This window comes from Pseudarthrobacter sp. NPDC058196 (assembly GCF_042882685.1).
Classification (GTDB): Bacteria; Actinomycetota; Actinomycetes; order Actinomycetales; family Micrococcaceae; genus Arthrobacter.
This window is the reverse complement of record NZ_JBHVVN010000003.1, coordinates 33272-60232: the sequence shown is the minus strand read 5'-3', so window position 1 is coordinate 60232 and position 26961 is coordinate 33272. Positions and strand designations below refer to the sequence as shown.

General features: G+C 68.1%; 25 protein-coding genes. 17 read left to right on the top strand and 8 right to left on the bottom strand.

Going from position 1 to position 26961, the window contains the following annotated elements; genetic code table 11:
* The first annotated feature begins 59 nt into the window (after positions 1-59).
* Positions 60-1823 carry a dynamin family protein gene (locus tag ACFVVC_RS05340; protein WP_387449965.1) on the top strand — a complete coding sequence of 588 codons (1764 nt, stop codon included), beginning with the start codon at positions 60-62 and terminating at the stop codon, positions 1821-1823.
* Positions 1820-3436 carry a GTPase gene (locus ACFVVC_RS05335; RefSeq protein ID WP_387449963.1) on the top strand — a complete coding sequence of 539 codons (1617 nt, stop codon included), beginning with the start codon at positions 1820-1822 and terminating at the stop codon, positions 3434-3436. The genes ACFVVC_RS05340 and ACFVVC_RS05335 overlap by 4 nt, the downstream gene beginning before the upstream one ends.
* On the opposite strand, the gene ACFVVC_RS05330 is transcribed toward ACFVVC_RS05335, so the two are convergent.
* Both ACFVVC_RS05330 and ACFVVC_RS05325 read right to left on the bottom strand, forming a co-directional pair.
* On the bottom strand, positions 3433-3981 hold the full coding sequence (locus ACFVVC_RS05330; protein WP_387449960.1) for a DUF1697 domain-containing protein: 549 nt from the start codon (positions 3979-3981) through the stop codon (positions 3433-3435). The two genes, ACFVVC_RS05335 and ACFVVC_RS05330, sit on opposite strands and share 4 nt — an antisense overlap.
* 55 nt (positions 3982-4036) lie before the next feature.
* Positions 4037-4756: an IclR family transcriptional regulator gene (locus ACFVVC_RS05325; RefSeq protein ID WP_009356552.1), complete on the bottom strand. Its 720-nt coding sequence runs from the start codon at positions 4754-4756 to the stop codon at positions 4037-4039.
* Between the two features lie 113 nt (positions 4757-4869).
* Here ACFVVC_RS05325 and leuC point away from each other — a divergent pair, with 113 nt between their 5' ends.
* The 6 genes from leuC (at position 4870) to ACFVVC_RS05295 (ending at position 11404) form a co-directional block, all read left to right on the top strand.
* Positions 4870-6342 (top strand): 3-isopropylmalate dehydratase large subunit, encoded by a 1473-nt coding sequence (gene leuC / locus ACFVVC_RS05320; RefSeq protein ID WP_387449958.1) that lies wholly within the window; start codon positions 4870-4872, stop codon positions 6340-6342.
* A 9-nt stretch (positions 6343-6351) separates the two neighbouring features.
* The gene (gene leuD, locus ACFVVC_RS05315) at positions 6352-6954 is read left to right on the top strand and encodes a 3-isopropylmalate dehydratase small subunit (protein WP_387449956.1); all 603 of its coding nucleotides are present in this window, start codon (positions 6352-6354) and stop codon (positions 6952-6954) included.
* Positions 6955-7101: 147 nt separating this feature from the next.
* Complete coding sequence (murA, locus tag ACFVVC_RS05310) at positions 7102-8427, top strand: UDP-N-acetylglucosamine 1-carboxyvinyltransferase (protein ID WP_285243968.1); 1326 nt, start codon at positions 7102-7104, stop codon at positions 8425-8427.
* A 9-nt stretch (positions 8428-8436) separates the two neighbouring features.
* Complete coding sequence (locus ACFVVC_RS05305) at positions 8437-9207, top strand: lysophospholipid acyltransferase family protein (RefSeq protein WP_387449954.1); 771 nt, start codon at positions 8437-8439, stop codon at positions 9205-9207.
* Complete coding sequence (locus ACFVVC_RS05300; protein ID WP_387449952.1) at positions 9204-10253, top strand: NAD(P)H-dependent glycerol-3-phosphate dehydrogenase; 1050 nt, start codon at positions 9204-9206, stop codon at positions 10251-10253. Before ACFVVC_RS05305 ends, ACFVVC_RS05300 begins: the two co-directional genes overlap by 4 nt.
* Positions 10254-10255: 2 nt before the next feature.
* The gene (locus tag ACFVVC_RS05295) at positions 10256-11404 is read left to right on the top strand and encodes a D-alanine--D-alanine ligase family protein (RefSeq protein WP_387449950.1); all 1149 of its coding nucleotides are present in this window, start codon (positions 10256-10258) and stop codon (positions 11402-11404) included.
* Between the two features lie 49 nt (positions 11405-11453).
* Here ACFVVC_RS05295 and ACFVVC_RS05290 read toward each other — a convergent pair whose 3' ends face one another.
* Positions 11454-11957, bottom strand: a complete 504-nt coding sequence (locus ACFVVC_RS05290; protein WP_387449948.1) for a DUF3515 domain-containing protein — start codon at positions 11955-11957, stop codon at positions 11454-11456.
* A 69-nt stretch (positions 11958-12026) separates the two neighbouring features.
* Between ACFVVC_RS05290 and thiL the strand changes: the two genes are divergently transcribed.
* The 4 genes from thiL to rsmD are packed head-to-tail and all read left to right on the top strand — an operon-like array spanning position 12027 to position 16999.
* Positions 12027-13073: a thiamine-phosphate kinase gene (gene thiL, locus ACFVVC_RS05285; protein WP_387449946.1), complete on the top strand. Its 1047-nt coding sequence runs from the start codon at positions 12027-12029 to the stop codon at positions 13071-13073.
* A gap of 22 nt (positions 13074-13095) precedes the next feature.
* A complete protein-coding gene (locus tag ACFVVC_RS05280; RefSeq protein ID WP_387450414.1) occupies positions 13096-14082 on the top strand; it encodes a DAK2 domain-containing protein in 987 nt (328 codons plus the stop codon).
* Positions 14072-16342 (top strand): ATP-dependent DNA helicase RecG, encoded by a 2271-nt coding sequence (locus tag ACFVVC_RS05275; RefSeq protein WP_387449944.1) that lies wholly within the window; start codon positions 14072-14074, stop codon positions 16340-16342. The genes ACFVVC_RS05280 and ACFVVC_RS05275 overlap by 11 nt, the downstream gene beginning before the upstream one ends.
* 42 nt (positions 16343-16384) lie before the next feature.
* On the top strand, positions 16385-16999 hold the full coding sequence (rsmD, locus tag ACFVVC_RS05270) for a 16S rRNA (guanine(966)-N(2))-methyltransferase RsmD (RefSeq protein ID WP_387449942.1): 615 nt from the start codon (positions 16385-16387) through the stop codon (positions 16997-16999).
* A 4-nt stretch (positions 17000-17003) separates the two neighbouring features.
* On the opposite strand, the gene ACFVVC_RS05265 is transcribed toward rsmD, so the two are convergent.
* Both ACFVVC_RS05265 and ACFVVC_RS05260 read right to left on the bottom strand, forming a co-directional pair.
* Complete coding sequence (locus ACFVVC_RS05265) at positions 17004-17792, bottom strand: spermidine synthase (RefSeq protein ID WP_387449940.1); 789 nt, start codon at positions 17790-17792, stop codon at positions 17004-17006.
* Positions 17792-19021 carry an aminotransferase class I/II-fold pyridoxal phosphate-dependent enzyme gene (locus tag ACFVVC_RS05260; RefSeq protein WP_387449938.1) on the bottom strand — a complete coding sequence of 410 codons (1230 nt, stop codon included), beginning with the start codon at positions 19019-19021 and terminating at the stop codon, positions 17792-17794. The genes ACFVVC_RS05265 and ACFVVC_RS05260 overlap by 1 nt, the downstream gene beginning before the upstream one ends.
* 43 nt (positions 19022-19064) lie before the next feature.
* Here ACFVVC_RS05260 and coaD point away from each other — a divergent pair, with 43 nt between their 5' ends.
* The 5 genes from coaD to mutM all read left to right on the top strand — a co-directional run bounded on the left by coaD (position 19065) and on the right by mutM (position 22172).
* The gene (gene coaD, locus ACFVVC_RS05255) at positions 19065-19565 is read left to right on the top strand and encodes a pantetheine-phosphate adenylyltransferase (protein WP_026264218.1); all 501 of its coding nucleotides are present in this window, start codon (positions 19065-19067) and stop codon (positions 19563-19565) included.
* Positions 19566-19687: 122 nt separating this feature from the next.
* Positions 19688-20212 (top strand): YceD family protein, encoded by a 525-nt coding sequence (locus ACFVVC_RS05250; RefSeq protein WP_387450412.1) that lies wholly within the window; start codon positions 19688-19690, stop codon positions 20210-20212.
* A 36-nt stretch (positions 20213-20248) separates the two neighbouring features.
* A complete protein-coding gene (rpmF, locus tag ACFVVC_RS05245) occupies positions 20249-20452 on the top strand; it encodes a 50S ribosomal protein L32 (protein ID WP_009356569.1) in 204 nt (67 codons plus the stop codon).
* Positions 20453-20472: 20 nt separating this feature from the next.
* On the top strand, positions 20473-21201 hold the full coding sequence (gene rnc / locus ACFVVC_RS05240; RefSeq protein ID WP_387449935.1) for a ribonuclease III: 729 nt from the start codon (positions 20473-20475) through the stop codon (positions 21199-21201).
* 5 nt (positions 21202-21206) lie between these two features.
* Positions 21207-22172 (top strand): bifunctional DNA-formamidopyrimidine glycosylase/DNA-(apurinic or apyrimidinic site) lyase, encoded by a 966-nt coding sequence (gene mutM / locus ACFVVC_RS05235; protein ID WP_387449933.1) that lies wholly within the window; start codon positions 21207-21209, stop codon positions 22170-22172.
* Between the two features lie 25 nt (positions 22173-22197).
* Here the strand turns inward: mutM and ACFVVC_RS05230 are convergent, their stop codons facing one another.
* Genes ACFVVC_RS05230 through ACFVVC_RS05220 form a run of 3 tightly spaced genes read right to left on the bottom strand, consistent with a single transcriptional unit; the run spans position 22198 to position 26914 of the window.
* A complete protein-coding gene (locus ACFVVC_RS05230; protein WP_387449931.1) occupies positions 22198-23193 on the bottom strand; it encodes an NAD-dependent epimerase/dehydratase family protein in 996 nt (331 codons plus the stop codon).
* Positions 23190-25898 (bottom strand): alpha/beta fold hydrolase, encoded by a 2709-nt coding sequence (locus ACFVVC_RS05225; protein ID WP_387449929.1) that lies wholly within the window; start codon positions 25896-25898, stop codon positions 23190-23192. Before ACFVVC_RS05225 ends, ACFVVC_RS05230 begins: the two co-directional genes overlap by 4 nt.
* Complete coding sequence (locus tag ACFVVC_RS05220) at positions 25892-26914, bottom strand: 3-oxoacyl-ACP synthase III (RefSeq protein ID WP_387450410.1); 1023 nt, start codon at positions 26912-26914, stop codon at positions 25892-25894. The genes ACFVVC_RS05225 and ACFVVC_RS05220 overlap by 7 nt, the downstream gene beginning before the upstream one ends.
* Positions 26915-26961 lie beyond the last annotated feature (47 nt).

Below are 26961 nucleotides of genomic sequence, written 5' to 3'. Positions count from 1 at the left end.
CCGCGGCGGTGACGCGCCGTCGCAGTTCCCGGCAACAGCTGAACTGGCATGATGTTGCTGTGACCTCCCACGACGAGCACCGCCGCCCCGCCCGGCCGGAGCAGGACATTCCAGCACTGACGCTGCTGGAGGAGATCCGCAACGGCCTGGACGATGTCACGCTGCCGCTCGCCCTGCCCGCTGCAGACCGCGCCCGCCGCGAAACGGCAGCTGTGAAGGCGCAGCTGGACGATTACATCCTCCCCCGGTACCGGAGCCTGGACGCCCCGCTGCTTGCCGTCGTCGGCGGTTCCACGGGTGCCGGCAAATCCACCCTGGTGAACGCCCTCGTGGGGCACCCCGCCACCAAGGCCGGAGCCATCAGGCCCACCACCCGCCAGCCCATGCTGCTGCACAACCCCGCCGAGGCCGCCTGGTTCGAAGGCGGGCGTGTCCTGCCGGGGCTGGGCCGGATCCGAGGAACCCTGGCCACCGGCCCGGAATCTGCCCGCAGCGGTGAGGCCGCCGATGCCGCCGCGGCGCTGGTGCTGCTCGCGGATCCGGCTGTGCCAGCGGGAATAGCCCTGCTCGACGCCCCCGACGTCGATTCCATCGCAGACCAAAACCGCCTGCTCGCCGGTCAGCTGCTGGCTGCAGCTGACCTGTGGGTTTTTGTCACCACAGCCAACCGGTACGCCGATGCGGTCCCCTGGAAGCACCTGCTTGACGCCGCCGCCCGCGACATCACCGTGGCGGTGGTCCTGGACCGGGTGCCGCCCGGAGCGGAAGAGGAGGTCAGCCAGGACCTCCGGGGACTCCTCGACCGGGAGGGACTGGCCAAAAGCCGGCTGTTCATCCTCGCCGAAACGGGGCTGGAGCCGGGCGGAATGCTGCCCGCCCGCGCCGTCGATGAGCTGAAGGAGTGGCTGGCGGCCCTCGCAGCCGATGCCCCCGCCCGGGCCGCCGTGGCACGCCGGACGTTGACCGGCGCCGTCCGCGCACTGGCGGGGAGGATGGCCGGCATTGCCGCGGCCGCCCGCGAGCAGGACAAGGCAGCAGTCCGCCTGGAAGCGGACGCTGAAGCCGCCTACCGGGAGGCCGCCAACCGCATCCTGGCGGCCACCCGCGACGGAGCACTCCTGCGGGGAGAAGTGCTGGCCCGCTGGCAGGACTTCGTGGGCACGGGGGAGTTCTTCCGCGCACTCGAACAGAACGTGGGGCGTTTCCGGGACCGCCTGGGGGCGTTCTTCCGCGGGGAGCCTGCCCCCGCAGTGCGGGTTGAAGCCGCCATCGAAACCGGACTTCAGGCGGTGATCATCGATGAAGCAGCGAACGCCGCGGAGGACACCGACCGGCGCTGGCGCTCAGATCCGGCAGGCCGCCAACTGCTGGGTACGGAGGACCTGTCCGGCACGGCCGCGGGCTTCGCAGACCGGGCAGCAGCCGAAATCCGGGCCTGGCAGGAAGCGCTCATGGAGTTGATCCGCACTGAAGGGCAGGGCAAACGCACCCAGGCCCGCTGGCTGTCCTTCGGCATCAACGGGCTGGGGGCCGCACTGATGATCGTGGTGTTTTCCATGACCGCCGGACTGACCGGTCTGGAAATCGGCGTGGCCGGGGGAACCGCCGTGGTGGGCCAGCGCCTGCTGGAGGCAGTCTTCGGCGAGGACGCAGTGCGGCGCATGGCTGACAAAGCCCGTGACGACCTGGCCACGCGCTGCCGCCTCCTGCTGGCGGACGAAGAACAAAAGTTCCTGCACCGGCTGCCCGCGGAGGACCCGGCCCAGGCGCGGCGGCTTGAAGCGCAGGCCCGCGAATTGGCCCGCCTGGCGGAGGCCGCGTGAGCCGGCATGGCGGGACCCGTGTGGCCTCCCGCCTGGACGGCCGGCTCCAGGCGCTGGCGGACGCCCGGGAACTGGGGGAGGATGTCCTGCCGGACGAAACACTCCTCCACGTAGCCGGCGTCCTGGAGCGCGCAAGTTCCCGGCGGTCACTGTCCGCGGACCACACCGTGGTGGGCTTCTTCGGGGCCACGGGAAGCGGCAAGTCCTCCCTGTTCAATGCCGTCAGCGGAGCGGAAATTGCGACAGCGGCAGCCCGCCGGCCCACCACATCGGAACCGCTGGCAGGCGTGTGGGGAGCGGCGGGCAGCGAGCCCCTGCTTGACTGGTTGGAAGTGGCAAACCGGCATCACGCGGCTCCGGTGGACGGCTTTGCCGACGAACAGACCGGCTTGATCCTGCTGGACCTTCCCGACTTCGACTCGACGCATGCGGCCAACCGCGGGATCGTGCAGCGGATGGTAAGCATGGTGGACGTCCTGGTCTGGGTGCTGGACCCGCAGAAGTACGCGGATGCTGCCGTCCACCACGGATTCCTGGCGCCGCACTCTTCCCACGGCGCCGTGACGATGGTGGTCCTGAACCAGGTGGACCGTCTGCCCGCCGCTGACGTGCAACCGGTAATCGATTCGCTGCACGCGATCCTTGCCGGTGAGGGGCTGGGGCAGGTACGGATCCTGGCGTCATCCGCCGTGGCAGGGACTGGGATCGCCGGGATCCGCGCGTCGATCCGCAAAGCAGCCCTGGAGCGCCAGGCCCAGGCCCGGCGGCTTGAGGCCGATGTCACGACGGCGGCGGAGGGTTTGCGGCGGGCTTCCGGCGACGGGGAAGCTGCCGGGGTGCGTACGGCCGCAAAGACGCGGCTGGCGGAGGAACTGGCGGTGGCGGCAAATGTCCCCGCCGTGGTGAGGGCCGTTGGGCAGTCGTACCGCCTGGAGTCCGTACGGCGCACTGGCTGGCCCGTGACCCGCTGGCTCTCCAGGTTCCGGGCAGACCCGCTGCGGCGGCTCAACCTGCGCCGCAGCGCTCCCGCTGCACTGAACAGGACATCACTGCCGCCGGCAGGCGCCCCGGAGCGGGCCCGCACTGATGCGGCAGTCAGGGAATTCGCGGACACGGCCAGTGACGGAGCGCCGGGCCCATGGCGGGCGGCTGTCAGGAGTGCCGCGCGGGCCGGGCGGGACCGCCTGCCCGATGCCCTCGACCAGGCCATTGCCGGAACCGACCTCGGCGCCAACCGCAGTGCCTGGTGGTGGGGTGCCTTCAACGTTGCGCAGTGGCTGGCGCTGCTGACCGTCCTGGGCGGCCTGGGATGGCTCGGGGTCCTGGCCGGGCTGGGCTATCTCCAGCTGCCTGTCCCGGAGGTGCCGCACGTTCAGGGCTGGCCAGTGCCCACCGTGATGATCGCCCTCGGACTGGTGCTGGGGATGTTCCTGGCCGTCACCGGGAGGTTCATAGCGGCAGGAGCAGCCCGGGCGCGGGCGGCACGGGCACGACGCCGGCTCAACAGTGCCGTTGCAGCGGTGGCCGGGGACCTGGTGGTGGTCCCGGTGGAGAAGGAGATTGCCAGGCTGGCCGCCTTCAACATGGCGCTGACGAAGGCGGGAGCCGCCTAGGAGTCCGCCGCCAGCGCTGCCGCTGCATCCCGGACCTTGACCAGCGTCCGCAGGTTGCGGGTGGTGGTGGCCGCCTTGAACCTGGATTTCGAGCTGATCTTGCTGAAGGGGCTGTCCAGGGTGCCGCCCACCGGGGCCAGCCACGCCAGCGCTTCAGCTCCAAGGCGCTTCTGGTCCTGGCCGCCTATGGCTGCGCCGGCCGCTTCCAGTTCGTCCAGGACGGCGGTATCGGACGAGAAGGTGATGTAGGTGTGGGTGGATTTGTCGTCCTCGGGATAAGGGCAGGCGTCCACCAGTTCGGCCACCCGTCCGGCCTCCACGACGACCACCCAGGCTTCGTAGCCGAACGCTGCCCGGAGGCATTTTTCGGTTCCGCGTTTGACGCCGGTTGCGTCCAGGCTGCTGGTCAACACCACGTTTCCGCTGGCCAGGAGGGTCTTGGCATCGGCGAACCCCGAGTCTTTCAGCGCGTCCCGAAGGTCCGCCATTTTGATGTTGATTCCGCCAACGTTGATTCCACGGAGGAAGACTGCGTAGCTGCCCATGCGCACAGCCTAGTGCCCGCGGGGTGCGCCGGAGTGGAAAACGGGACGGATCCCCTTAGTCGTTGTTCTTGCGCAGGGCTTCGGTGAGGATGCGGCCGGCGTTGCAGACCACCTCTGCGTGCAAGCGCCCCGGCTGGCGGGTCAGCCGCTCGATCGGGCCGGAAATTGAGACGGCGGCGATCACCCGGCCGGACGGTCCCCGCACCGGCGCGGAGACGGAGGCGACCCCGGGCTCACGTTCGCCGAGGCTCTGTCCCCAGCCGCGTCGTCGTACGCCTGCCAGGACGGTGGGCGTGAAGCGGGCGGACTGCAGGCCCTCGAGGAGACGGTCGTGGTCCTCCCAGGCGAGCAGCACCTGGGCGGCAGAGCCTGCCTTCATGGACAGCTGCGTTCCCACCGGGATGGTGTCGCGCAGGCCGATGGGGCGTTCGGCGGATGCAACGCAAACACGCCAGTCGCCCTGCCGGCGGAAAATCTGGGCGCTTTCGCCCGTGGCGTCCCGCAGTTGCATGAGGACGGGACCGGCGGAGGCGATCAGGCGGTCCTCGCCGGCGGCCGAGGCAAGTTCCACGAGCCGGCTTCCAAGGACGAACCGGCCCTGGATATCGCGGCTGACCAGCCGGTGGTGGACGAGAGCCAGGGCGAGCCGGTGGACGGTGGGCCGGGCCAGGCCGGTGGCGGCCACGAGCTGTGCCAGCGTGGTGGGGCCGGCCTCGAGTGCATCGAGCACCTGGGCTGCTTTATCAATGACGCCGACTCCACTAGAATTGTCCATGTAATGATATTGCCGTCTCAATATCTGAGATGCAAATCTTTCGGCTGGCGCAGTGCGGAGCCGTCCTGATTCAGTTGGACTCATCAGCCAAACAGCAGTGAAGGGAGATGGCCATGGCAAAGACATTGGCCGAGAAAGTCTGGGACGCGCACGTGGTGCGCAAAGGCGACGGCGAAGGAGCCAACGCCCAGCCCGACCTCCTCTTTATCGATCTCCACCTGGTCCATGAAGTTACCTCCCCGCAGGCCTTCGAAGGCCTGCGGCTCGCCGGCCGCCCGCTGCGCCGGCCGGACCTGACGATTGCCACCGAGGACCACAACACCCCCACGCTGGACATCGACAAGCCTATTGCCGACCTCACCAGCCGGACCCAGATCCAGACCCTGCGCAACAACTGTGCCGAGTTCGGCGTCCGCCTGCACAGCCTGGGCGACGCCGAGCAGGGCATCGTCCACGTGGTCGGTCCGCAGCTTGGCCTGACCCAGCCGGGGATGACTGTGGTCTGCGGTGACTCCCATACCTCCACCCACGGTGCCTTCGGCGCCCTGGCCATGGGCATCGGCACCTCCGAGGTGGAACACGTCATGGCCACCCAGACCCTGTCGCTGAAACCCTTCAAGACCATGGCCATCAATGTCGAGGGCACGCTGCGCCCGGGCGTCACCGCCAAGGACATCATCCTCGCCGTGATCGCCAAGATCGGCACCGGCGGCGGCCAGGGCTACGTCCTGGAATACCGCGGCTCCGCCATCCGTGCGCTCTCCATGGAAGCACGGATGACCATCTGCAACATGTCCATCGAGGCCGGTGCCCGGGCCGGCATGGTGGCGCCGGACCAAACCACCTACGACTACATGTTGGGCCGGCCGCACGCTCCCCAGGGCGCCGAGTGGGACGCCGCCGTCGACTACTGGGACACCCTCCAGACTGACGACGACGCCACGTTCGACGTCGAGGTGGACCTGGACGCCGACACGCTGGAGCCATTCGTCACCTGGGGCACCAACCCCGGCCAGGGCGTCTCCCTCTCGCAGTCCGTTCCCAACCCGGCGGACTTCGGCGACGAGAACGCCAAGGCCGCCGCCGAACGCGCCCTGCAGTACATGGGACTCGAAGCCGGCACGCCCATGAAGGACATCCGCGTGGACACCGTCTTCCTGGGCTCCTGCACCAACTCCCGGATGGAGGACCTGCGTGCGGCGGCCGACATCATCCGCGGACGGCAAAAGGACCCGAACATCCGGATGCTGGTGGTCCCGGGCTCCGCACGCGTCCGCCTTGAAGCCGAAGCAGAAGGCCTGGACAAGGTCTTCAAGGACTTCGGCGCCGAGTGGCGCTTCGCCGGCTGCTCCATGTGCCTGGGCATGAACCCGGACCAGCTGGAGGTGGGGGAGCGCTGCGCCTCAACGTCCAACCGCAACTTCGAAGGACGCCAGGGCAAGGGCGGCCGCACCCACCTGGTTTCCCCGGTGGTGGCCGCCGCCACCGCGGTCCGCGGCACGCTCAGCTCGCCGTCGGACCTCGACCCGGCCCCCGAACCGGTGGTTGAGCCTGTCGAAACCCCATCCGCAAGCCACGCAGCCTAGGACAGCACAATGGAAAAGTTCACCAAGCACACCGGCGTTGGCGTCCCGCTGCGCCAGAGCAACGTCGACACCGACCAGATCATCCCCGCGGTGTACCTCAAGCGCATCACCCGGACCGGGTTCGAGGACGCCCTGTTCTCCGCCTGGCGCAAGGACCCCTCGTTCATCCTCAACCAGGAGCCCTTCACCACCGGCTCGGTGCTCGTGGCAGGCCCTGACTTCGGCACCGGATCCTCCCGGGAACACGCCGTCTGGGCGCTGAAGGACTACGGTTTCAAGGCCGTCCTGTCCTCCCGCTTCGCCGACATCTTCCGCGGCAATTCCGGCAAGCAGGGCCTGCTGGCCGCCCAGGTGGCGCAGGACGACATTGAACTCATCTGGAAAGAGCTCGAGAATGCGCCGGGAACCGAGGTCACGGTGGACCTTGAGTCCAAGACCGTGGTGTGCGGCACCATCGTGGCGCCCTTCGAGATCGACGACTACACCCGCTGGCGGCTCCTTGAAGGCCTGGACGACATCGGGCTGACCCTCCAGCACGAAGCTGACATCACCGCCTACGAGGCTACCCGGCCCAGCTTCAAGCCGAAGACGCTGCCCGCCCGGCTTTCCTAGCACGCGGGAACGGGCGCGGCGGCAGGAAATACCCCGCCACAGACTGCCGCCGGCGCCCGCTTATTTCGGTTCGGTAACGCGACCTCCTATGCTTGGTTGGAGCCTTTGCAAGGATTTGTGGGCTAGTGATCGTGAGGAAACCGGTATATGAGTAGTGTTCTGACAATCCGCGGCGGAGTCCCGCTTACAGGCCGCGTCAGCGTCCGCGGGGCAAAGAATCTTGTACCGAAGGCCATGGTGGCAGCACTGCTGGGCAACGAACCCTCGGTGTTGCGCAACGTGCCGGAGATCAAGGACGTCGAAGTCGTCACGTCCCTGCTGCAGCTGCATGGCGTGACCGTGGACAAAGACCCTGTCAGCGGAGACCTCACCCTCGATCCGACGTCGGCCAAGACGGCCTCCAGCACGGCCATCGATGCGCACGCCGGTGATTCCCGGATCCCCATCCTGCTGTGCGGCCCCCTGATCCACGCGATTGGGGAAGCGTTTATTCCTGATCTGGGCGGCTGCAAGATCGGCGACCGTCCCATCGACTACCATCTGGACGTCCTGCGCCAGTTTGGCGCCGTCGTGGAAAAACGTCCCGGCGGAATCCACATTTCGGCACCGAAGGGACTGCACGGAGCCAAGATCTCGCTGCCGTACCCGTCCGTCGGGGCCACCGAACAGGTCCTCCTCAGCGCCACCCGCGCGGAGGGCATCACGGAGCTGTCCGGTGCCGCCACCGAGCCGGAGGTCATCGACCTGATCGCCGTACTGCAGAAGATGGGCGCCATCATCAGCGTCCAGACGGACCGGACCATCCGGATCGAGGGCGTCCGCGACCTCGGCGGCTACAACCACCGCGCGCTCTCGGACCGCAACGAGTCCGCGTCCTGGGCCTCGGCCGCCCTTGTCACCCGTGGTGACATCTTCGTTGAAGGCGCATCCCAGCGCGACATGATGACCTTCCTGAACACCTACCGCAAAGTGGGCGGCGGAATGGACATCGGCGAGGACGGCATCCGCTTCTACCACAAGGGCGGCAAGCTCAACCCGCTGGTCCTTGAAACGGACGTGCATCCCGGATTCATGACGGACTGGCAGCAGCCCCTGGTGGTCGCATTGACCCAGGCCGAGGGCGTTTCAATCGTCCACGAAACGGTGTACGAGAACCGCTTCGGCTTCACCGATGCCCTCATCCGGATGGGCGCCAGCATACAGGTCCACCGTGAGTGCCTCGGCAGCGTCCCGTGCCGGTTCGGGCAGCGCAACTTCCTGCACTCGGCGGTCATCTCCGGCCCCACCCAGCTGAAGGGAACCGACATCGACGTGCCGGACCTGCGCGGCGGGTTCAGCCACCTCATTGCCGCCCTGGCCGCCACCGGAACGTCCCGGGTTACGGGCATCGACATCATCAACCGCGGCTACGAGCGCTTCACCGAAAAGCTCGCCGGCCTCGGTGCCGACTTCGACATCGCCACCACGAAGTAGCGGCGGACCGTGAAGGAATCGGCCAAAAGCAGGGCCACGTTTGTGTTCATCGCCGGGATTGCCCGCCCGCTGCTGAACTTCATGATGGCAAAAAAATGGGAAGGCACCGAGAAACTGCCTGCCGGCGGCTTCATCGCCGCGCCCAACCACTGCACCGAGATCGACCCCCTGGTTGTGGGACACATGCTCTACAACCAGGGGCGTGCCCCGCACTTCCTTGCCAAGGCCGGCCTGTTCAAGGTCCCAGGCCTGGGCTGGCTCCTGAACGCCACCAAGCAGGTCCCCGTTGAGCGTTCGACGACGGGTGCGAACCGGTCGCTGCAGGTGGCCCAGGAGATCGTGGCCGAGGGCGGAGCGATCATCATCTACCCGGAGGGCACGTTGACCCGCGACCCTGCGCTCTGGCCCATGAAAGGCCATACCGGTGCGGCCAGGCTCGCCCTTGAAGGCGGAATCCCCGTGGTGCCGATTGCCCATTGGGGCGCCCACGAAGTGTTCCCCCGCTACGGCAAGCGGTTCCACCTGTTCCCGCGGAAGCTCTCCCGGGTTGTGGTGGGGGACCCGGTGGACCTCAGCGCCTTCAGCGGCCGCCCGCTGGACAAGGCGACACTGACCGAAGCCACCGAGGTCATCATGGCCGCCATCACCGGCCTGCTGGCCGGCCTTCGCGGCGAACAGCCGCCCGCTGAACGCTGGGATCCGGCCAAGCAGCAACAAGCCAAGCACGGACGTTTCATCGAACGCGGACAGCAGTCCGGCCCGGAAACGGAAGCCCAGTGACCGTTGACCGAAGGCCTGGATCGGCCCGGACCGTGGCTGTCCTGGGCGCCGGTTCGTGGGGTACCACGTTCGCGAAGATCCTCGCTGACGCAGCCGGCGCCGCAGGGACCCCGCGCGAGATCAAGGTTTGGGGCAGGCGCGCCGAAGTGGTGGACCAGATCAACCAGGGCCACCGCAACAGCGACTACCTCAAGGACATCGTCCTCCCCGCATGCATCACCGCGTCCACCGACGTCCGGGCGGTACTGGCCGGGGCCGATCTTGTGGTGGTGGCCGTCCCCGCACAGTCCCTCCGCCCGCAGCTGCGGGAATGGAAGGACATGATCGAGCCCGGAGCCGTCGTCGTATCCCTCATGAAGGGGCTCGAACTCGGCACGGATGCCCGCATGAGCGAGGTCATCCAACAGGAACTGGACCTGCCGTCCGAACGCATTGCCGTGGTCTCCGGGCCCAACCTGGCCATGGAAATCGCGCGGGAAGAACCGACGGCATCGGTGGTGGCCTGCACGGATTCCGCCACCGCCGGGTGGCTCGCCAGGACCTGCACGGCACCCTACTTCCGCCCCTACACCACCTCGGACGTCGTCGGCGTCGAAATCGGCGGCATCGTCAAGAACGTGATCGCCCTTGCCGTCGGCATCTGCGAAGGCAAGGAAATGGGAGACAACACCAAAGCCTCGGTCATTACCCGGGGCCTGGCGGAGACCTCCCGCCTCGCCCTGGCGCTCGGCGGCGAAGCCAAGACCATGGCCGGCCTTGCCGGGCTCGGCGACCTTGTGGCGACCTGCTCGTCCGCCTTGTCCCGGAATCACACTGCGGGCCGGCTCCTCGGCCAGGGACTGACCCTTGACGAGGTGGGCCGCACAATGACCCAGACCGCCGAGGGCATCAAGTCCGGCCAGGCCGTGCACGAACTTGCCGGTAAGCTCGGCGTCGAAATGCCTATCACCGCCGCCGTCGTCGCGGTGCTGGCAGGCAAGCTGTCCGTTGACCAACTGGGGCCGGTTCTGCTGTCCCGGGAATTGAAACCTGAAGGCGATTACTGACCATGTCACAAGACACACCCACCACAGGGGAAACGGCGAGCAGCAGGAAACCGCGGGTAGCCGTGCTGTTCGGCGGCCGTTCCAGCGAGCATGCCGTAAGCTGCGTGACGGCGGCCGGCGTGCTCGGCGCCATCAACAGGGACAAGTACGAGGTCATCCCGATCGGGATCGCCAAAACCGGGCAATGGGTGCTGGCACCGGCCGATACCGCGCAATGGTCCCTGGCGGCCTCATCGTTGCCGGAAGTATCGCCCTCTGCCCAGACCGTGACCCTGGCCGAAATCGGCGGCGAACACCAGCTGATTGTCGCTTCGCCGAACCAGGTCCCCCAGGAACTGGGCGCCGTGGACGTTGTCTTCCCGCTCCTGCACGGACCCTTCGGCGAAGACGGCACCATCCAGGGGCTCCTGGAATTGTCGGACACCCGCTACGTCGGGGCCGGCGTCCTGGCATCCGCCGTCGGCATGGACAAGCACTACATGAAAGTGGTCTTCGAGGCTGCCGGGCTGCACGTTGGCCCCTACGTGGCGGTCACCGACAGGCAGTGGCGCAATGATCCCGAATCCGTCCGCAAGCAGGTGGACCGCCTGGGCTTCCCCGTCTTCGTCAAGCCCGCACGCGCGGGCTCGTCCATGGGCATTACCAAGGTGGACTCCCTCGATGACCTCGACGCCGCAATTGAGGAAGCACGCCGGCATGACCTCAAACTGGTCATCGAGGCCGGAATCGTGGGACGCGAGATTGAGTGCGCGGTGCTGGAGGGCAGGGGTACGGACGCTCCCCGGACATCGATGCCTGGCGAGATCTCAGTCGCCGGCGGCACCCACGAGTTCTACGATTTCAACGCCAAGTACGTCGAGGACGATGCTGCCGCGCTGAGTTGTCCGGCGGACATCCCGGCGGAAGCCATCTCGCGGGTCCGTGAGCTCGCGGCGCTGGCTTTCGATGCCGTGGGAGCTGAGGGCTTGAGCCGCGTCGATTTCTTCTACACCCCCGACGGTGAGCTGATCATCAACGAGATCAACACCATGCCCGGGTTCACGCCCAAGAGCATGTACCCGCAAATGTGGGCTGCCTCCGGACTTGGCTATGCTGACCTGATCGATGAACTCATCCACCTGGCGCTGCACCGGAAGACCGGCCTCCGCTGAACCCCTCGGGCTGAACCGCGGGCCCAACCCGGTGGTTGAGCCGCAAAACCTACTTGCTCTGCGGGAGGTTCTGCAGGTCTTCCTGGCCAACGCAGTTCCGCACCGACGGGACCTTCGCGGCGGCGCCGGACAGGTCCGCGAGAACTGTGGCGGAGCTGATCTTGTCAGGGTCCATCAGGATCTCGGTGGCCGGTTCCCGGCCGTAGGTGGTCAGGGTCCACACCGGATCGCCTTCCTTGATAACCCAGTCGACGCCGTTGACGGTCACACAACGGTCTGTCGTCGGCCCCGGCACGTTGACGCCGCAGCGCAGGATGACCAGCGACGGATCACCCCACGCGGCAGTTCCCTGGCTGTTGGTCTTCCGCAGCCGGGAATCGCCAATAGCATCCGGCAGGGCCACCATCATCGGTGCGCAGGCAGGGTTGGCCGCGTCCTTGGCTGCGGTGACGTCAACCGCGGGGGAGCACGCAGTCAAGGACAGGGCGGCGACTGCCCCAAGAACTGCCATCCGGGTGGCACGGGCGGGCAGGGGCAGCTGGGGATGGTGCATGATTCCAGCCTATCGCCGCCGGTGCCCCCGCCAGGACACGATGTCGGCCGGTCGCGGTAGCGTAGTGGCGTGCCTGAAGACCTCCGAAACCGCGTTGACCGCCAGCCCACCGTCGCCGGCCTTTCCGAAGCAGACCTGCTGGCCCGGATCTTCCCGCGCCTCCGAATGGAGGGATCCCACACGGCAAGCACGTTGCTGGGCCCCGGGGATGATGCCGCTATCGTTGCTGCCCCGGACGGCAAGGCCGTGGTCAGCATCGACACCCAGGTCCAGGACCAGGATTTTCGCCTCCTCTGGCCCAACGGCTACAGCACCACCGGATACGACGTCGGGTGGAAAGCCGCCGCGCAGAACCTCAGCGATATCAACGCGATGGGCGCCACGGCCACTTCGATGGTGGTCAGCCTCACGCTGCCGGTGGACACGCCGGTCACCTGGGTGGAAGAGCTGGCGGACGGGCTGACAGCCGGAATCCGGGCACTCGGAGCCAACGGATGTTCCGTGGCCGGCGGGGACCTGGGCCGCGGCCGCGAAATTTCCGTGACGGTCGCCGTCCTGGGAACGCTCGACGGCGGCCGGGCTGTCCTGCGGTCCGGCGCCCGGCCGGGAGACGTCCTGGCCTTGGCTGGAACCGTCGGGCACGCCGCCGCCGGCCTGGCCCTGCTTGAATCCGGCGTCGCCGCGGACACCCTCGGCCCCGCCGAACGGATCTTCCTCGACCTGCAATGCCGGCCCCGGCCGCCCCTGGGAGCAGGGCCGGCTGCACGGGTGGCGGGGGCGACGGCCATGCTTGATATCTCGGACGGACTCCTGCGGGACGGACAGCGGCTGGCCGCCGCCAGCAACGTCGCCGTCGACCTCGATCCCGCCCGGCTGGCGACCCTTGCCGAACTCCTGCGCCCGGCCGCAACCCTCCTGGCCGCGGACCCGGCACTTTGGGTGCTGGCCGGCGGCGAGGACCACGGCCTGCTGGCCACTTTCCCGGCCGGCATTCAGCTGCCACCGGGATTCACTGCGATAGGCTCGGTACATGCACTCGGAACCGACGAAGGCCCGGGCGTCCTGATAGCGGGCCGGGCCGCAGACACCGGGGGATGGGATCACTTTGCACACTAAGGTTGCCGCCAACGCGCTGGCGATGAAGAGGTGGCTGGGCAAGGCGGAAACGGCCCTGGGCAACCACAGCGACCGGCTTAACGCCATCAACATCTTCCCGGTGGCTGACGGCGATACCGGTACCAACCTCTACCTCACCGTTCGCGCCGCAGCCCGCTCGCTGGTGCTCACCGACGACCAGCCGGCTCCGGTGGACGTCGGGGAAGTCCTCGCCACGGCGGGGCAGGCGGCCATGGAGGAAGCACGGGGAAACTCCGGCACCCTTTTCTCCGTGTTCCTGTGCGCGGCGGCCGAGCCCCTGGCCGGCCACACCAGGGTGACGTCCACGCTCCTGTCGGCCGCACTGAACCGCGCCCAGATCCGTGCCTGGTCCGCCCTCAGCGATCCTGTTCCCGGAACCATGCTTTCTGTCATGGAAGCAGCTGCCCGAGCCGCCGCAGCCGTGGACGCGGCCCAGGACGGGGACGACAGCAACCACGCGCTGGGCCTTGCCCTGGACGCCGCGGTGGAGGGGGCCCTGGCAGCGGTGATCCACACCGAAGAGCAGCTCGATGCCCTGCAGTCCGCCCACGTTGTCGATGCCGGTGGCGTGGGAATGCTGCTCATCCTGGACTGCCTGCGCTCGGCGGTCCTGGGCGAGGAACTGCAGAATGAACTCCTCGACGGCCTGCACGGCTACGACGTCTCCGATCCCCACATCCACACCGCCATGCCCGACGCCGACGGCGTGGAAGTCATGTGCACCATCAGCCTGTCGCCGCTGAACGCCGCCACCCTCCGGCAGCGGCTGGACGAGATCGGCGAGTCCGTCATCATGAGCCAGGTGGGCAGCGGAGCCGACCCTGACGGGAACTACCGGTGGCGGGTGCATGTGCATGTGCCGTACCCGGACCAGGCCGTCGCTGTCATCAGGTCCCTGGGTGAACCGTCCCAGATCAGCGTCAGCGAACTTGCGCTGCCCCGGGACCCCGACATGGACGCAGTGAACACCGGCGGGCATGAACGCTGAGCTCGACCTGGCCCTGGAGCGGCGCATCGGCAAGCGCTCGGCAGCGGTCATTGACAAACACCTCGGGATCACCACCGTGGACGGGCTCCTGAATTACTTCCCGCGCCGCTACATGAGCCGCGGTGAGTTGACCCCCATCAGCGAACTGCCGCTGGACGAGGACGTCACCCTGATCGCCCGGGTGCTGTCCAGCAGCACGCGCACCATGCAGGCCCGCCGTGGAACCATCACCGACGTCATCGTCTCCGACGACGACGGTCAGCAGGGGCTCCGGCTGGTGGGCGGCCGCGACTTCCGCGGCAAGGTGCCCGGAACCCTCAAGATCAGCTTCTTCAACGGGTACAAGGCCAAAACAGAACTCCTGCAGGGGCGGCGCGCCCTGTTTTCCGGGAAGGTCACCAGTTTCAAGGGACAGCTGGGCCTGACCAACCCTGACTTCCAGCTGGTGGACGAAGACCCGTTCAGCGACAGTGGCCAGGACCCGGAAAAACTCGCCGCCATGCCCATCCCGGTGTACCCGGCCACCGCCAAGCTTCCCAGCTGGAAGATCCAGAAAACCATCGCCACGCTCCTGGAAACACTCGACCTCGACGCCCTGCCGGACCCGGTGCCAACTGAGGTTTCCGCCCGTGAAGGGTTTCTGCCGGTGTCCGGCGCCTACCGGTTGATCCACGCACCCGAGACCGCCGAGGACTGGCGCCGGGCCCGGGACCGCCTCCGCTACCACGAGGCCTTGGTACTGCAGTCAGCGCTGGCGCGCCGCCGCGCCCAGCTCGCAGCCGAGGAAGCCACCGCCCGCCGCCCGGTGGGCGACGGCCTCCTGGCTGCCTTCGACGGCAACCTGCCGTTCACGCTCACCGCCGGCCAGTCCGCCGTCGGCCAAACCCTCGCGGCGGAACTGGCGCGCGACACCCCCATGAACCGGCTGCTGCAGGGCGAGGTCGGCTCCGGCAAGACCGTCGTGGCGCTGCGTGCCATGCTGCAGGTCATCGACGCCGGCGGGCAGGCCGCACTCCTGGCCCCTACCGAAGTGCTCGCGGCCCAGCATTACGACTCCATCCGGCGCAGCCTTGGACCGTTGTCCGGCGACGGCCTGCTGGGCGGGCTGGCCGGGGAAGGCGGCCTTTCCGTGCAGGTCACGCTGCTGACCGGCTCCATGCCCACTCCGGCGCGAAGGCAGGCCATGCTGGACGCCGCCTCCGGGACGGCCGGAATCATCATCGGCACCCACGCGCTCCTGGGCGACAACGTCTCCTTCTACGACCTCGGACTCATCGTGGTGGACGAGCAGCACCGTTTCGGCGTGGAACAGCGCGACGCCCTCCGGGCCAAGGCGCGCAAGCCCCCGCACCTGCTGGTCATGACAGCCACCCCCATCCCGCGGACCGTTGCCATGACGGTTTTCGGGGACCTGGAGACGTCCACCCTCAGCGAGCTGCCCAAAGGCCGGGCCCCGATCACCACCCACCTCGTGGGCCTCGCGGAGAACCCCGCCTGGGCGGCGCGGATCTGGGCGCGCGCCCGCGAAGAGATCGATGCAGGGCGCCAGGTGTACGTGGTCTGTCCCAAGATCGGGGCTGACGACGACGGCGACTTCAGCCCCGGCGAGGCCGCACCCCCGGGGGCGGAGGGAGAGGAAGGGCGGGAGCTTGCGTCCGTCACCGCCGTCGTGGAGCACCTGCTGGCCGAGCCGTCGTTGGCGGGGGTGCCGCTTGCCCCGCTGCACGGACGCCAGGAGCCTGAGCTGAAAACGGAGACGATGGCCGGCTTCACCGCCAACCGGATCAAGCTGCTCGTCTCCACCACCGTGATCGAGGTCGGCGTAGATGTGCACAACGCCACCCTGATGGTCATCCTGGACGCCGACAGGTTCGGGATCTCACAGCTGCACCAGCTCCGCGGGCGCGTCGGCCGTGGCGGACTCCCCGGGACCTGCCTGCTGGTCACCGCCCTGGAGCCGGGGCATCCCAGCCGGCGGCGGCTGGAAGCCGTGGTGGCCACTACGGACGGGTTCGTCCTCTCGCAGGAAGACCTCAAGCTGCGCCGCGAAGGCGATATCCTGGGCGCTTCCCAGTCCGGCGGACGCTCCACCCTGAAACTCCTGCGCGTCCTGGAACATGAAGACGTCATCGCCCGGGCCAGGGAAGACGCCCAGCACATCGTCGGCGGGGACCCGCTGCTGGCAGGCCACCCCGAACTCGCCGATGCCATCGAGAAGTACCTCAACCCCGAGAAGGAGGCGTTCCTTGAACGCGGTTAGCACGGCAGGGCCCCAGGGCGCGGGCGGACGGCGGCAGGCGCGATGACCCGGATTATCTCCGGTGCCGCGGGTGGTACCCCGTTGAACGCGGTCCCGGGCTCGTTGACCCGGCCCACCACCGACCGCGTCAAGGAAGCGCTGTTCTCCCGTCTCGACGCTTTTGACGTAATCTCGGGCGCCCGGGTTCTGGATCTGTACGCAGGCTCCGGTTCCTTGGGCGTGGAAAGTGCCAGCAGGGGAGCGCAGGCCGTGGACCTGGTGGAGTCCGACGCCAAGGCCAGTGCGGTGTGCCAGCGCAATGCGGACCTTATCGACGGCGTGCTTGGCCGCAAGACCGTCAGCGTGCACCGTTCCAAGGTGGAGCCCTTCCTTGACCGCGCGCCCGGCACCGCTGCCTGGGACCTGGCGTTCCTGGATCCGCCGTATCCGCTGGATGAAGGGGCGTTGGCCGCGGTGCTCCAGAAGCTCGCCGGCCACCTGGCAGCGGGGGCTGTTGTGGTGGTGGAGCGGTCGTCGCGTTCCCCGGAGCCGGAGTGGCCCAATGGGCTGGCGCGGTTTGCGGAGAAAAAGTACGGCGAGACCCGGTTGTGGTTCGCCGAGCCGTCCGTGCCCGACGCCATTTCCGCCGACGACCTGCCGGACGCGACCGAGGCGTAGGGCCCTAGGCCGAGAAAGGGTCCAGGTCCACTCCGGACAGGACCCGGGCAGGGTGTGGGCCGCGGGCGGCCAGCTCTGTTGTCCACGATTCCGGCCAGGGGCCCTGCGTCCCTGCCAGGATGACGTTTCCCGGGTACCGTGCGTCGAACATGCCAGCTTCTCCGAACGCCGCAACATCGGCCATGGCCTCGCGCATGGCCGCGACCTGGCTCCTGACCAGCGTGAGGGCGGGCTCGTCGCCCACGTTGACGATCAGCACCCCGTCCGGGCTCAGCCGGTCCCGCGCCTCCCGGTAGAAACCACTGGACGCGATGTGGGCCGGCGCTTCCGGCCCGGAAAAGATGTCCAGGATGACGACGTCGAACGTCAGTCCCGCGGCCAGCGTGCCAAGTGCCTCCCGGGCATCGCCGATCATGGTGGTCAGGTCCGTGCCTTCGGGCAGGGGCAGGTGCCGCAGCACAAAGTCCAGCAGTTCGCGTTCCAGCTCCACCGCGTACTGCGGTGAGCCGGGCCGGGTGGCCTGGATGTAGCGCGCAAGGGTCAGCGCACCGGCGCCCAGGTGCAGGGCCTTCACCGGTTCCCCTGCCGGTGCGGCGAGATCCACCAGGTGGCCGATCCTGCGCAGGTATTCGTAGAAGATCTCGTCGGGCCGGCTGAGGTTGACATGGGACTGCTCCGCTCCGCCGATGCTGAGCACATAGCCGCCGTCCGTGAACGCGTCCGGTTCGATGGTGGCGTGCTGGCCGGTGGTCCGCAGGTACCGGCTCGCAGTTCCCGCGGCGCCGCCGGTCATCAGAGCCTGCCGCGGAGCGTTGCCAGCCGTGTGGCTGCTTCCTCCAGGACGTCGGTCTTCTTGCAGAAGGCGAAGCGCAGCAGGCTTCTTGTCCGTTCCGCACCCTCGGGGTGGCAGAACACGGGAACCGGGATAGCGGCAACGCCCACCAACGCGGGCAGGCGCCGGGCGAGGTCCAGGGCATCGGTGATGCCGAGCGGCGCGGTGTCCACGTTGACGAAGTAGGTGCCGCGGGGTGTGAAGACGTCGAACCCGGCGTCTCTGAGCCCCGCGCTGAGGATGTCCCGTTTTTTCTCCAACGTGGCCGCGATGCCGTGGAAGAAAGCGTCCGGCTGGCCCAGGCCCGTGGCGATTGCCGCCTGGAACGGGGTCCCGGAACTGTAGGTCAGGAATTGCTTCACCGTACGCACGGCGGCCACCAGGTCCGCCGGCCCGGTGAGCCAGCCCACCTTCCATCCCGTCAGTGAGAACGTCTTCCCCGCGGAGGAGATGGTGATGGTCTTCGCGGCGGCTCCGGGCAGCGTTGCCACCGGGACATGGGGGACGCCGAACGTCAGGTGCTCGTACACCTCGTCGGTGACGATGATGCTGCTGTGCTTGGCTGCAAGGTCCACGACGCGCTGCAGGACGGCCTCCGGAAAAACGGCGCCGGTGGGATTGTGCGGGTTGTTCAGCAGTACCACCCGGGTGCGGTCGCTGAAAGCCGACTCCAAGGCGGAGAGGTCAGGCATGAAGTCCGGGGCGGCCAGCGGCACGGTCACATGGGTGGCGCCGGCAAGGCCGATGACCGCACCGTAGGAGTCGTAGAACGGCTCGAACGTCAGGACCTCGTCGCCGGGCCCGGCGAAAGCCAGCAGCGAGGCCGCGATGCCCTCAGTGGCCCCGGTGGTGATGATGACCTCCGTGGCGGGATCGGGGGTCAACCCGTAGAAGCGTTCCTGGTGCGCGGCCACCGCTTCGCGGAGTTCGGGGATGCCCTTGCCCGGTGCGTACTGGTTGGCTCCGGCGGCGATGGCCGCACGCGCCGCCTCCCTGATCTCCAGCGGCCCGTCCTCGTCCGGGAAGCCCTGGCCCAGGTTGATGGCACCCGTCTGGACAGCAAGGGTGGTCATCTCTTCGAAGATGGTGACGCCCAGTCCGCCGTCGGGTGCCAGCAGGTTGGCACCGAGCGCGGTCCGCTGCCAGGGAGCAGGTGCCAGGGGCGTGGAAAGTTCCCGTGGAGGATGCATCCAGTCATGGTATCCCGGCCTTTCCATGCGGTAGGTTCGGAGCATGAGACGCGCTGTGTGCCCCGGATCCTTCGACCCCATCCACAACGGCCATCTCGAAGTCATTGCCAGGGCTGCCGGCCTTTTTGACGAGGTCATCGTGGCCATCTCCACCAACTACGCCAAGAAGTACATGTTCACCCTGGAGGAGCGGCTGGACATGGCGCGCGAGACGTTGGCCTCGCTCAAGGGCATCGTGGTGGAGCCTGTCGGCGCGGGGCTGCTCGCCGAATACTGCCGCCACCGGGGGGTATCCGCCATCGTCAAGGGGCTCCGCTCGTCGTCGGATTTCGACTACGAGCTTCCCATGGCAACGATGAACCGGCAGCTGAGCGGGGTGGAAACGGTGTTCCTCCCGGCCGAGGCCAGCTACGTCCACTTGTCGTCCACCCTGATCAAGGAGGTGGCGGCGCTGGGCGGCAGTGTTTCCGATTACGTGCCCCGCTCGGTGCACCGCCGCCTGGTGACCGGCGAGCCTGGCCCGGACCAGCAGCCAAGACGGTAGGATGGATGGGTACTTCGGCGCCGCCGCATGCCGGTTTGAGTCACCATGGCTCTTCAGGCTAGGATGGTACGTCGGTCATATGTTCAACAGGAGTTCTCATTAAAAGAGATGCTGGTTCGCCCCTGGCGTTCGACGTCAAGGACCTCGGGCGCAGCCCGGGAAGCATGCGGACACTGAAGGAACATGTACCCGCACCAGGTGATCTTGGTGTGGCGCTCATTGGTGTTCAGGAAGGCTCGGATGTCGAGCTCGACCTGAGGCTTGAGGCCGTACACGAAGGAATCCTGGTATCAGGAACCGCTGCCGTCGAAGTAACCGGCGAATGCGGCCGATGCCTGGATCCCCTTGCGTATGACCTTGAGGTCAATGTGCAAGAACTTTTCTTCTATGAAGGTGCTGAGCTTTCGGACGAAGAAGAAGATGAAGAGCAACGTCGAGTCGAGCACGATGTAATCGATCTTGAACCGGTGTTGCGGGACGCGGTTGTCACCAACCTGCCGTTCCAGCCGGTGTGCCGGGAAGACTGCCAGGGCCTTTGCTCCGAATGCGGAGCTCGCCTGGAAGACGAGCCGGGGCACCACCACGAGGTCCTGGATCCTCGCTGGGCTGCCCTAGCTGATATGGCTAAGCCTGACCGGCAAAATTGATTTGTACGTGTTTGTCTAGAGAGAAATGAGTTAGCCGTGGCTGTTCCCAAGCGGAAAATGTCTCGCTCGAATACCCGCGCCCGCCGCTCGCAGTGGAAGGCGACCGCCCCCCACCTGGTGAAGACCGTTGAGAACGGCCAGGTCACCTACAGCCTGCCGCACCAGGCAAAGGTCGTTACCGACTCTGCTGGCACCGCGCTGTTCCTTGAGTACAAGGGCCGCAAGGTCGCTGACGTCTAATCGGCCCAACAGGCTGACTGATGTCTTCAACTGAAGAGCTTCTGAAGCGTCTCGGTGTCTCTATAGACGCCGGGACGCTTCGTCTTGCGCTCACCCACCGTTCGTATGCCTACGAGAATGGCGGCATACCCACCAATGAGCGGCTCGAGTTCCTGGGGGACTCCATCCTGGGCTTCTCCGTGACGGATGCCCTGTATCGGGACAACCCGGACCTGCCTGAAGGCGAGCTCGCCAAGCGCCGGTCCGCCGTCGTCAGCACCCGTGCCCTGGCCGGCATTGGCCGCAGCCTGGGCATTGGCGAATACATCTACCTGGGGCAGGGCGAAAAGCTCACCCACGGGAAGAACAAGGCGTCTATCCTCGCGGACACCATGGAGGCCCTCATCGGCGCCACCTACGTCTCCAACGACATCGAGACCGCACGCCGGCTGGTCATGCGGCTGATCGGCCCGATGCTGAAGGATGCCGCCGTCCTGGGCGCCGGAACCGACTGGAAGACCAGCATCCAGGAACTGGCCGCCAGCCGGCAGCTCGGAAGCATCCACTACGCGGTGGACGGCGCGGGCCCGGACCACGCCCGCACCTTCACTGCCGTCCTGAACATCGGCGGCAACGCCTACGGAAAGGGCTCAGGGCACTCCAAGAAAGAGGCCGAGCAGGAAGCAGCAGCCGACGCCTGGCGGGTGCTTTCCGGGGCTGACGCCCACGGTGGCGCGGACACGTCCGCCGGCTCCGCAGCCGCGAAGTAGCGTCCGTGCCCGAACTGCCCGAGGTTGAGGTGGTGCGCCGCGGCCTGGTTCGCTGGGTCCGCGGCAGGACGATCCAACGCGTCGATGTCCTGGACCCGCGCTCCATCCGTCGCCACGCCCTCGGGGCCGGAGACTTCATCGGCAACCTCGAAGGCGCCACCGTGTCCGACGTCGTCCGCCGCGGCAAATTCCTCTGGATGCCGCTGACGGACAACGGCGCCGGGCCGGGACATGCCCAACAGCACCAGGCACCGGCCGTGGCACTGATGGCGCACCTGGGAATGAGTGGGCAGCTCCTGATGCAAAGCCCCGGCGTGCCCGACGAGAAGCACCTCAAAGTACGGCTGGAGCTCAGCCCACGTGAAGGCATGTCGGACCAGCTGCGTTTCGTTGACCAACGGATCTTCGGCGGCCTTTTTGTTACTGACCTGGTGCCCACCGAGGACGGCGGCCCCGGCGGTCTCGCCGAATCACCGCTTCCGTTGATCGCAGCGGAAGCAGCCCATATTGCCCGGGACCCGCTGGACCCCGCATTCTCCTTCGACCTCTTCTACCAGCGCCTCCGGAAACGCAAAACCGGGCTCAAACGGGCACTCCTGGACCAGGGGTTGGTGTCCGGGATCGGCAACATCTACGCCGACGAAGCCCTGTGGCGCGCAAAACTGCACTTTGCGCGGGCCACCGATACGCTCCGCCGCGGCGAGGCCCAGCGTGTCCTGGACAGTGCCCGGCAGGTGATGCTCGACGCCCTGGCGGCCGGGGGCACCAGTTTCGACTCCCTTTATGTGAACGTCAACGGAGCTTCCGGCTACTTCGACAGGTCCCTCAACGCCTACGGGCGCCAGGGCGAGCCCTGCAAACGCTGTGCCGCAGCGGGAATCCAGTCGATGATCCGCCGCGAGCAGTTCATGAACCGTTCGTCCCACACGTGCCCGGTGTGCCAGCCCCGGCCGCGGAACGGCCGCTGGTAGGTTGCCGCAACAACGGCGCAATGCCTCATGACTTCCGGGTGCCTGCCGGTGAACCTGCCTGGTAATAGTCGGCAAGCCGCGCCAGTCCCTCGTCAAGCGATACCTCCGGAGTCCAGTCCAGGAGCCTCCGGGTTTCGCGCTGGTCGAACCAGTGGGCCGTGGACAGCTGCTCGGCAAGGAAGGCCGTCATGGGCGGTTCCTCCTCCCGGCCAAACCTAAGCCAGGCCCGTTCCACCACCGACCCCGCAATCCGCGCAAGCCTCCCTGGCACCGACCACGACGGAGCCGGCACCCCGCCGGCAGCGCAGATACCGGCCAACAGTTCGCCGACAGGCCGGGGTTCCCCATTAGTGACAACAAGGGCCCTGCCATGGACGTGCCGAATCCGGTCCAATGCCGCAACGATCGCGGCCGCTGCGTTGTCAACGAACGTGGTGTCGATCAGGGCAGCGCCGGCATCGAGCAGCGGCAGCCGGCCGCGCCCGGCCCGCGCCAGCACACGCTCCACCAATTGGGTGTCTCCCGGACCCCATACGACGTGCGGGCGCACCACGGTGACACGGAAGTCCGGGGCGTCAGCGGCGAGGGCCACCAGTTCCGCCCGGGCCTTGGTGCGCGAGTAGTTGCCATGCGCGTGTTCGGGGTCCGCCGGCTCTGCGCCTTGTCCGGCGATGGCGGCTCCCGTGTTGGCCACGGACGGGGAGGACACGTACACCACATCCCGCACCACAGCTTCGCGGGCGGCGTGGAGCAGGCGCCGGGTTCCCTGGACATTGACCTCGTCAAAATCCGCCGCGCGGCCGGTGAAGGAAACCTTGGCGGCAAGGTGGACCACTGCTTCCATGCCCTGCACCGCTTCCCGGACCGCGGCATCATCGGTGAGGGAGCCGCAACGGTCCGCGGCGCCGTCGACCCCTGATGGACGCCGCTGGAAGGTGGCCACGGTGTGTCCCCGCCGGATCAGCAACGCGGCCACCTCCCGGCCCAGGACCCCGCTCGCCCCGGTGACCAGGACCTTCATGGCGTCCCCGGACGGCCGCCGGCCAGCACCTTCGACGCCCAGCGGGACAGGCGCGTCCGGTCGATTTTGGCGTTGTGGCGGATATCGGTGGGCTGGGCGGGCACCACCAGGACTGCTGCCACGGACACGCCGGCCGCGGCTGCCACCGCGCGCACCTGTCCTGCCAGTGCTGGATCCGCAGGACCGGCCTTGCGGGCGGCCGGCACGGTTTCCACCACCGCGACGACGGCCTGGGTGCCCGCCGGCCCCACCCCGACGACGGCGGCCATGCGGACGCCGTCGAGGCATTCGATGGCCTGTTCGGTACCCACCGGCGTCACCACCGCCCCCGGAGCTGTCACGATGTGCGCCAGGCGCCCTTCCACCCACAGGCGTCCGTCGGCGTCGAAGTGGCCCACGTCCCCGGTGCGGTGCCAGCCGGCCGTGCCGGCGCTCGCCTGCTGGGTGAGCCAGAGCCGGTCGTAGGAGTCCTTGACATGCGGAGCGCTGACCAAGATCTCACCGGTGACGCCGGGCTCCGTCACGGGGCCGGCGCCGGGAGCGGTGCCGTCCGCGGGAGCGGTTCCGTCCGCGGCCAGCGGGAGGACGGCAACCCGGGCGCCATGCACGGGCCTGCCGACGCACACCCCGTTGCCTGCTCCCGCCACGGTCCCGGCACCGGCGGCCTGGATTTGTTCGAGGCTGATGTCGGTGACAGGCAGGGCTTCGGTCATTCCGTACGGCGTGTGCAGCGAGGCCCGGGGCAGCAACCGCTGCACCCCGGCGAGCAGGGGTTCGGGAACCGGGGCGCCGGCGGAGAGCAGCAGTTCCATGCGGGCCAACGCCGCGGCGCCCGCGGTGGGGAGGCCGTCTTGGGTGGCCAGGACGTTGCGCAGTGCCGCGGGGGAAGCGAAGACCACCGTTGCGTCAACGGCCGCTGCCGCCTCGGCGAGGGCACGTGCCGTCAAGGTACGCGGGGCGGTGACGTCCATGGCAGGCGTCACCGAGACGGTACCCAGGGCCGGCCCCAGCAGGGCGAACGGCGCGAAGCCCGCCACCAGCCGGTCACCTGGGTGGATCCCGAAGGTTTCCGCCACGGTGTCCCGCATCGCTGCCAGCTGCCGGTGCGTATAGACAACGCCCTTGGCTGGCCCGGTGGAACCGGACGTGAACAGTACGGCTGCCGGCTGGTCCGGGTGGGGCCCATCGCTGGGGCGGTGTCCACCCCGGGCACCTGCCCGTGCCAATGCGGCGAGGGAGGTTTCCACCCCGAGGATGCGGCGCTGCGCGGCGGGCAGGTCGCGCACGCTGACAAGCCTGGCAGCCCATCCGAGGGCCCGGGCTGCGGCCAGTGCCCTGTCGATCCCGATCAGGACATCCGGAGTGGCACCCTTCACAGCACGGCTCAGCCCCTTGGTGCCGAGACCGGCGTCGGCCACCACCACCACGGCCCCCAGGCGCAGGCAGGCATAGAGGGCCACCGTCAGGTCCACCCCGGGCGGGACCATCAGGCTCACACGGCTTCCGTTGCGGACTCCTATTCCGGCGAGTCCGGCGGACACCTCGGCAACGTTGTTTTCCAGTTCTTCCCAGCTGAGCGAGCGGGCAATACTGCCGTCGGGCGCCATCTCGGAAATGGCGGTCCCGCTGCCTGCGGGCCCGGCTGCCAGTTCACCGAGGAGCGCCCAGAGCGGGCGGAAAGTGTCCTGCCCCGCGGCCACGGCGTGGCTCAGCCCGGTGCCCTTGGTCCCGGAACTGCCGGCCGCCGCGGTTCCGTCCGTCCCGGGACCGCTGGCGGAGGCGTTCGCCGTGAGCCAGCCGAAAACGGCCGGTGCGATGTTCCGGTCTTCCGCGAGCAGGTGTCCGGCGCCCTCGTAGCGGTGCACCTTGGCCGCCGGGATGCGCTGGATGAGGTCCTTGAGGTACCGGTCGGAGAAGATCGGGTCCCGCGGGCCCCAAAGCATCAGGGCGGGGACCTTCAGTCCGCGCAGCCCTTCGGCCACACGGGTCAGCTCTGGGTGGCTGGGATGGGATGCGTCCACGGGGATATCGGCCACAAAGTTTCCCACGCCCTCGCGGCGGGAAGCCCCGCGGTAGGGGGCCATGTAGGCGGCCCGGATGTCCGGCGGCAGCGGCGGGCTGGCGAGCGAGTGCGTCACCCGCAGGAAAGCGTCCGACGTCGTGGTTCCCCACTTGTGCACGGCCGGGTGCAGCGCCAGGCGCAGCGCCGGCGGGATCCGGGAACTGCCGGGTTGGTGGACGGCAGTGTTGGTGAGCACCACACCGGCGAGCTGGTGCTGATGGGCCAGGGCCCAGCCGAGGCTGATGACGCCGCCCCAGTCGTGGCCCGCGGTAACCACCGGACCGTCCAGGCCCAGCGCGTCGGTGAGGTCGCCGAGGTCGCTGATCCTGTCGGCGAGGCGGCGGAACACGCCGGTGCGTTCGGAGAAGCCCATATCCAGTTGGTCCACCGCCACCACGCGCCATGGATGCGCCGGAGCGGTTCCCGCGGCAACGAAACTCCGCCAGAGGTAGGACCAGGTGGGGTTGCCGTGGACGCACAGCAGGGTTCCGGCCGGGGCAAGGCCCAGCCGCTCCAGCTGCGGGCCGTTATCGAGCACATGCCAGCGGTGCACCGTGCCTGCCGGGTCCGCGGCCGCGGTGGACGGAACATCGATCCGGCGCGACCACTCGGCGTCCACGCCCGGCCAGGCCGCGATCACCAAACGATTTCCAGCATTGCGGTGTTCAGGCCGGAACCGACGCCCATGCACAGGACCCTGTCACCGCTTCCCAGCGTCTGCGTCTCTGCGGCCAGCGTCATCGGCAACGACGCGGGGCCCACGTTGCCCCAGTGCGGGAAGGTGATGGGTACCTTCTCCGGATCAAGGTCGATCGCGTTGATGATCGCCTGGGTGTAGGCGTTGCTCACCTGGTGCGTGACGTAGCGGTCCATCTCCGCCCAGTCCCACTCCGGCTGTGCCTCGTGCCAGGCATCGACCACCAGCTGCAGGCCGCCGTCGAGCAGCCCCTTGGTGTCGGTGGCCATACCGTCGATGCCGCCCACGCAGAGTTCGTGGTGCTCCGTGCCGGCCCGCATCACGCCGCCCACAATCCGGTGGGCGCCCGGATGCTGGTCCGCTGGACCCAGGACGGCGGCGGCAGCCCCGGAGCCGAGCGTCAGCGTGGCGAACTCCCGGTTAAAGTCGTCACGCGTCGTTTCGGGGCGCTGCAGCCGGGCAAGTGTGGCCTCCTGGGTCAGCTGGGCATCCTCGCCATTGACGATCACCGCGTACCGGATCTGCCCGGAATCGATCATGTTGGCGGCCAGGGTCAGGGCGTTCACGAACCCCAGGCAGGCATTGGCGAGGTCGAAATTCATGGCCGACGACGGCAGGCTGAGTCCGTGATGGATCTTCACCGCAACCGAGGGTTCCAGGTTGCGCCGCGTCACCGACGTGTTGATCAGCAGGCCCACCTCCGACGCTTCGATGCCCGCCTCGGCCAAGGCCTTGGCGCCGGCCTCGATGGCAGCATCATCGAACGAGGTTCCCGCAGCCCACCAGCGGCGGTGCGTGATACCGGCCACGCGCTCGAGCAGCCGCGGCGGAAACTTCAGCCGCTGCAGGGTGGAGGCCAGCCTGCGGTCGAAATCCGTGGAACTGACGATCCGCGGAGCCTCGACGCTGCTCACGGAAAGCAGTGCGGTATTGCTGTGCCGGAAGGTTGCATTACCTGCCAATTCAAGCCCCTCTTCGTTTTGTCCTGCAGCCACGCGGTGACTGTACC

What these genes read in the sequence shown, in the direction of transcription:
- ACFVVC_RS05280 (WP_387450414.1), top strand. Translation starts at nt 13,096, where the DNA reads ATGAAGAGGTGGCTGGGCAAGGCGGAAACGGCCCTGGGCAACCACAGC.
- ACFVVC_RS05330 (WP_387449960.1), bottom strand. Translation starts at nt 3,981, where the DNA reads ATGGGCAGCTACGCAGTCTTCCTCCGTGGAATCAACGTTGGCGGAATC.
- ACFVVC_RS05295 (WP_387449950.1), top strand. Translation starts at nt 10,256, where the DNA reads ATGTCACAAGACACACCCACCACAGGGGAAACGGCGAGCAGCAGGAAA.
- rsmD (WP_387449942.1), top strand. Translation starts at nt 16,385, where the DNA reads ATGACCCGGATTATCTCCGGTGCCGCGGGTGGTACCCCGTTGAACGCG.
- coaD (WP_026264218.1), top strand. Translation starts at nt 19,065, where the DNA reads ATGAGACGCGCTGTGTGCCCCGGATCCTTCGACCCCATCCACAACGGC.
- ACFVVC_RS05290 (WP_387449948.1), bottom strand. Translation starts at nt 11,957, where the DNA reads ATGCACCATCCCCAGCTGCCCCTGCCCGCCCGTGCCACCCGGATGGCA.
- murA (WP_285243968.1), top strand. Translation starts at nt 7,102, where the DNA reads ATGAGTAGTGTTCTGACAATCCGCGGCGGAGTCCCGCTTACAGGCCGC.
- leuC (WP_387449958.1), top strand. Translation starts at nt 4,870, where the DNA reads ATGGCAAAGACATTGGCCGAGAAAGTCTGGGACGCGCACGTGGTGCGC.
- ACFVVC_RS05275 (WP_387449944.1), top strand. Translation starts at nt 14,072, where the DNA reads ATGAACGCTGAGCTCGACCTGGCCCTGGAGCGGCGCATCGGCAAGCGC.
- leuD (WP_387449956.1), top strand. Translation starts at nt 6,352, where the DNA reads ATGGAAAAGTTCACCAAGCACACCGGCGTTGGCGTCCCGCTGCGCCAG.
- ACFVVC_RS05230 (WP_387449931.1), bottom strand. Translation starts at nt 23,193, where the DNA reads ATGAAGGTCCTGGTCACCGGGGCGAGCGGGGTCCTGGGCCGGGAGGTG.
- rnc (WP_387449935.1), top strand. Translation starts at nt 20,473, where the DNA reads ATGTCTTCAACTGAAGAGCTTCTGAAGCGTCTCGGTGTCTCTATAGAC.
- ACFVVC_RS05265 (WP_387449940.1), bottom strand. Translation starts at nt 17,792, where the DNA reads ATGACCGGCGGCGCCGCGGGAACTGCGAGCCGGTACCTGCGGACCACC.
- ACFVVC_RS05260 (WP_387449938.1), bottom strand. Translation starts at nt 19,021, where the DNA reads ATGCATCCTCCACGGGAACTTTCCACGCCCCTGGCACCTGCTCCCTGG.
- ACFVVC_RS05325 (WP_009356552.1), bottom strand. Translation starts at nt 4,756, where the DNA reads ATGGACAATTCTAGTGGAGTCGGCGTCATTGATAAAGCAGCCCAGGTG.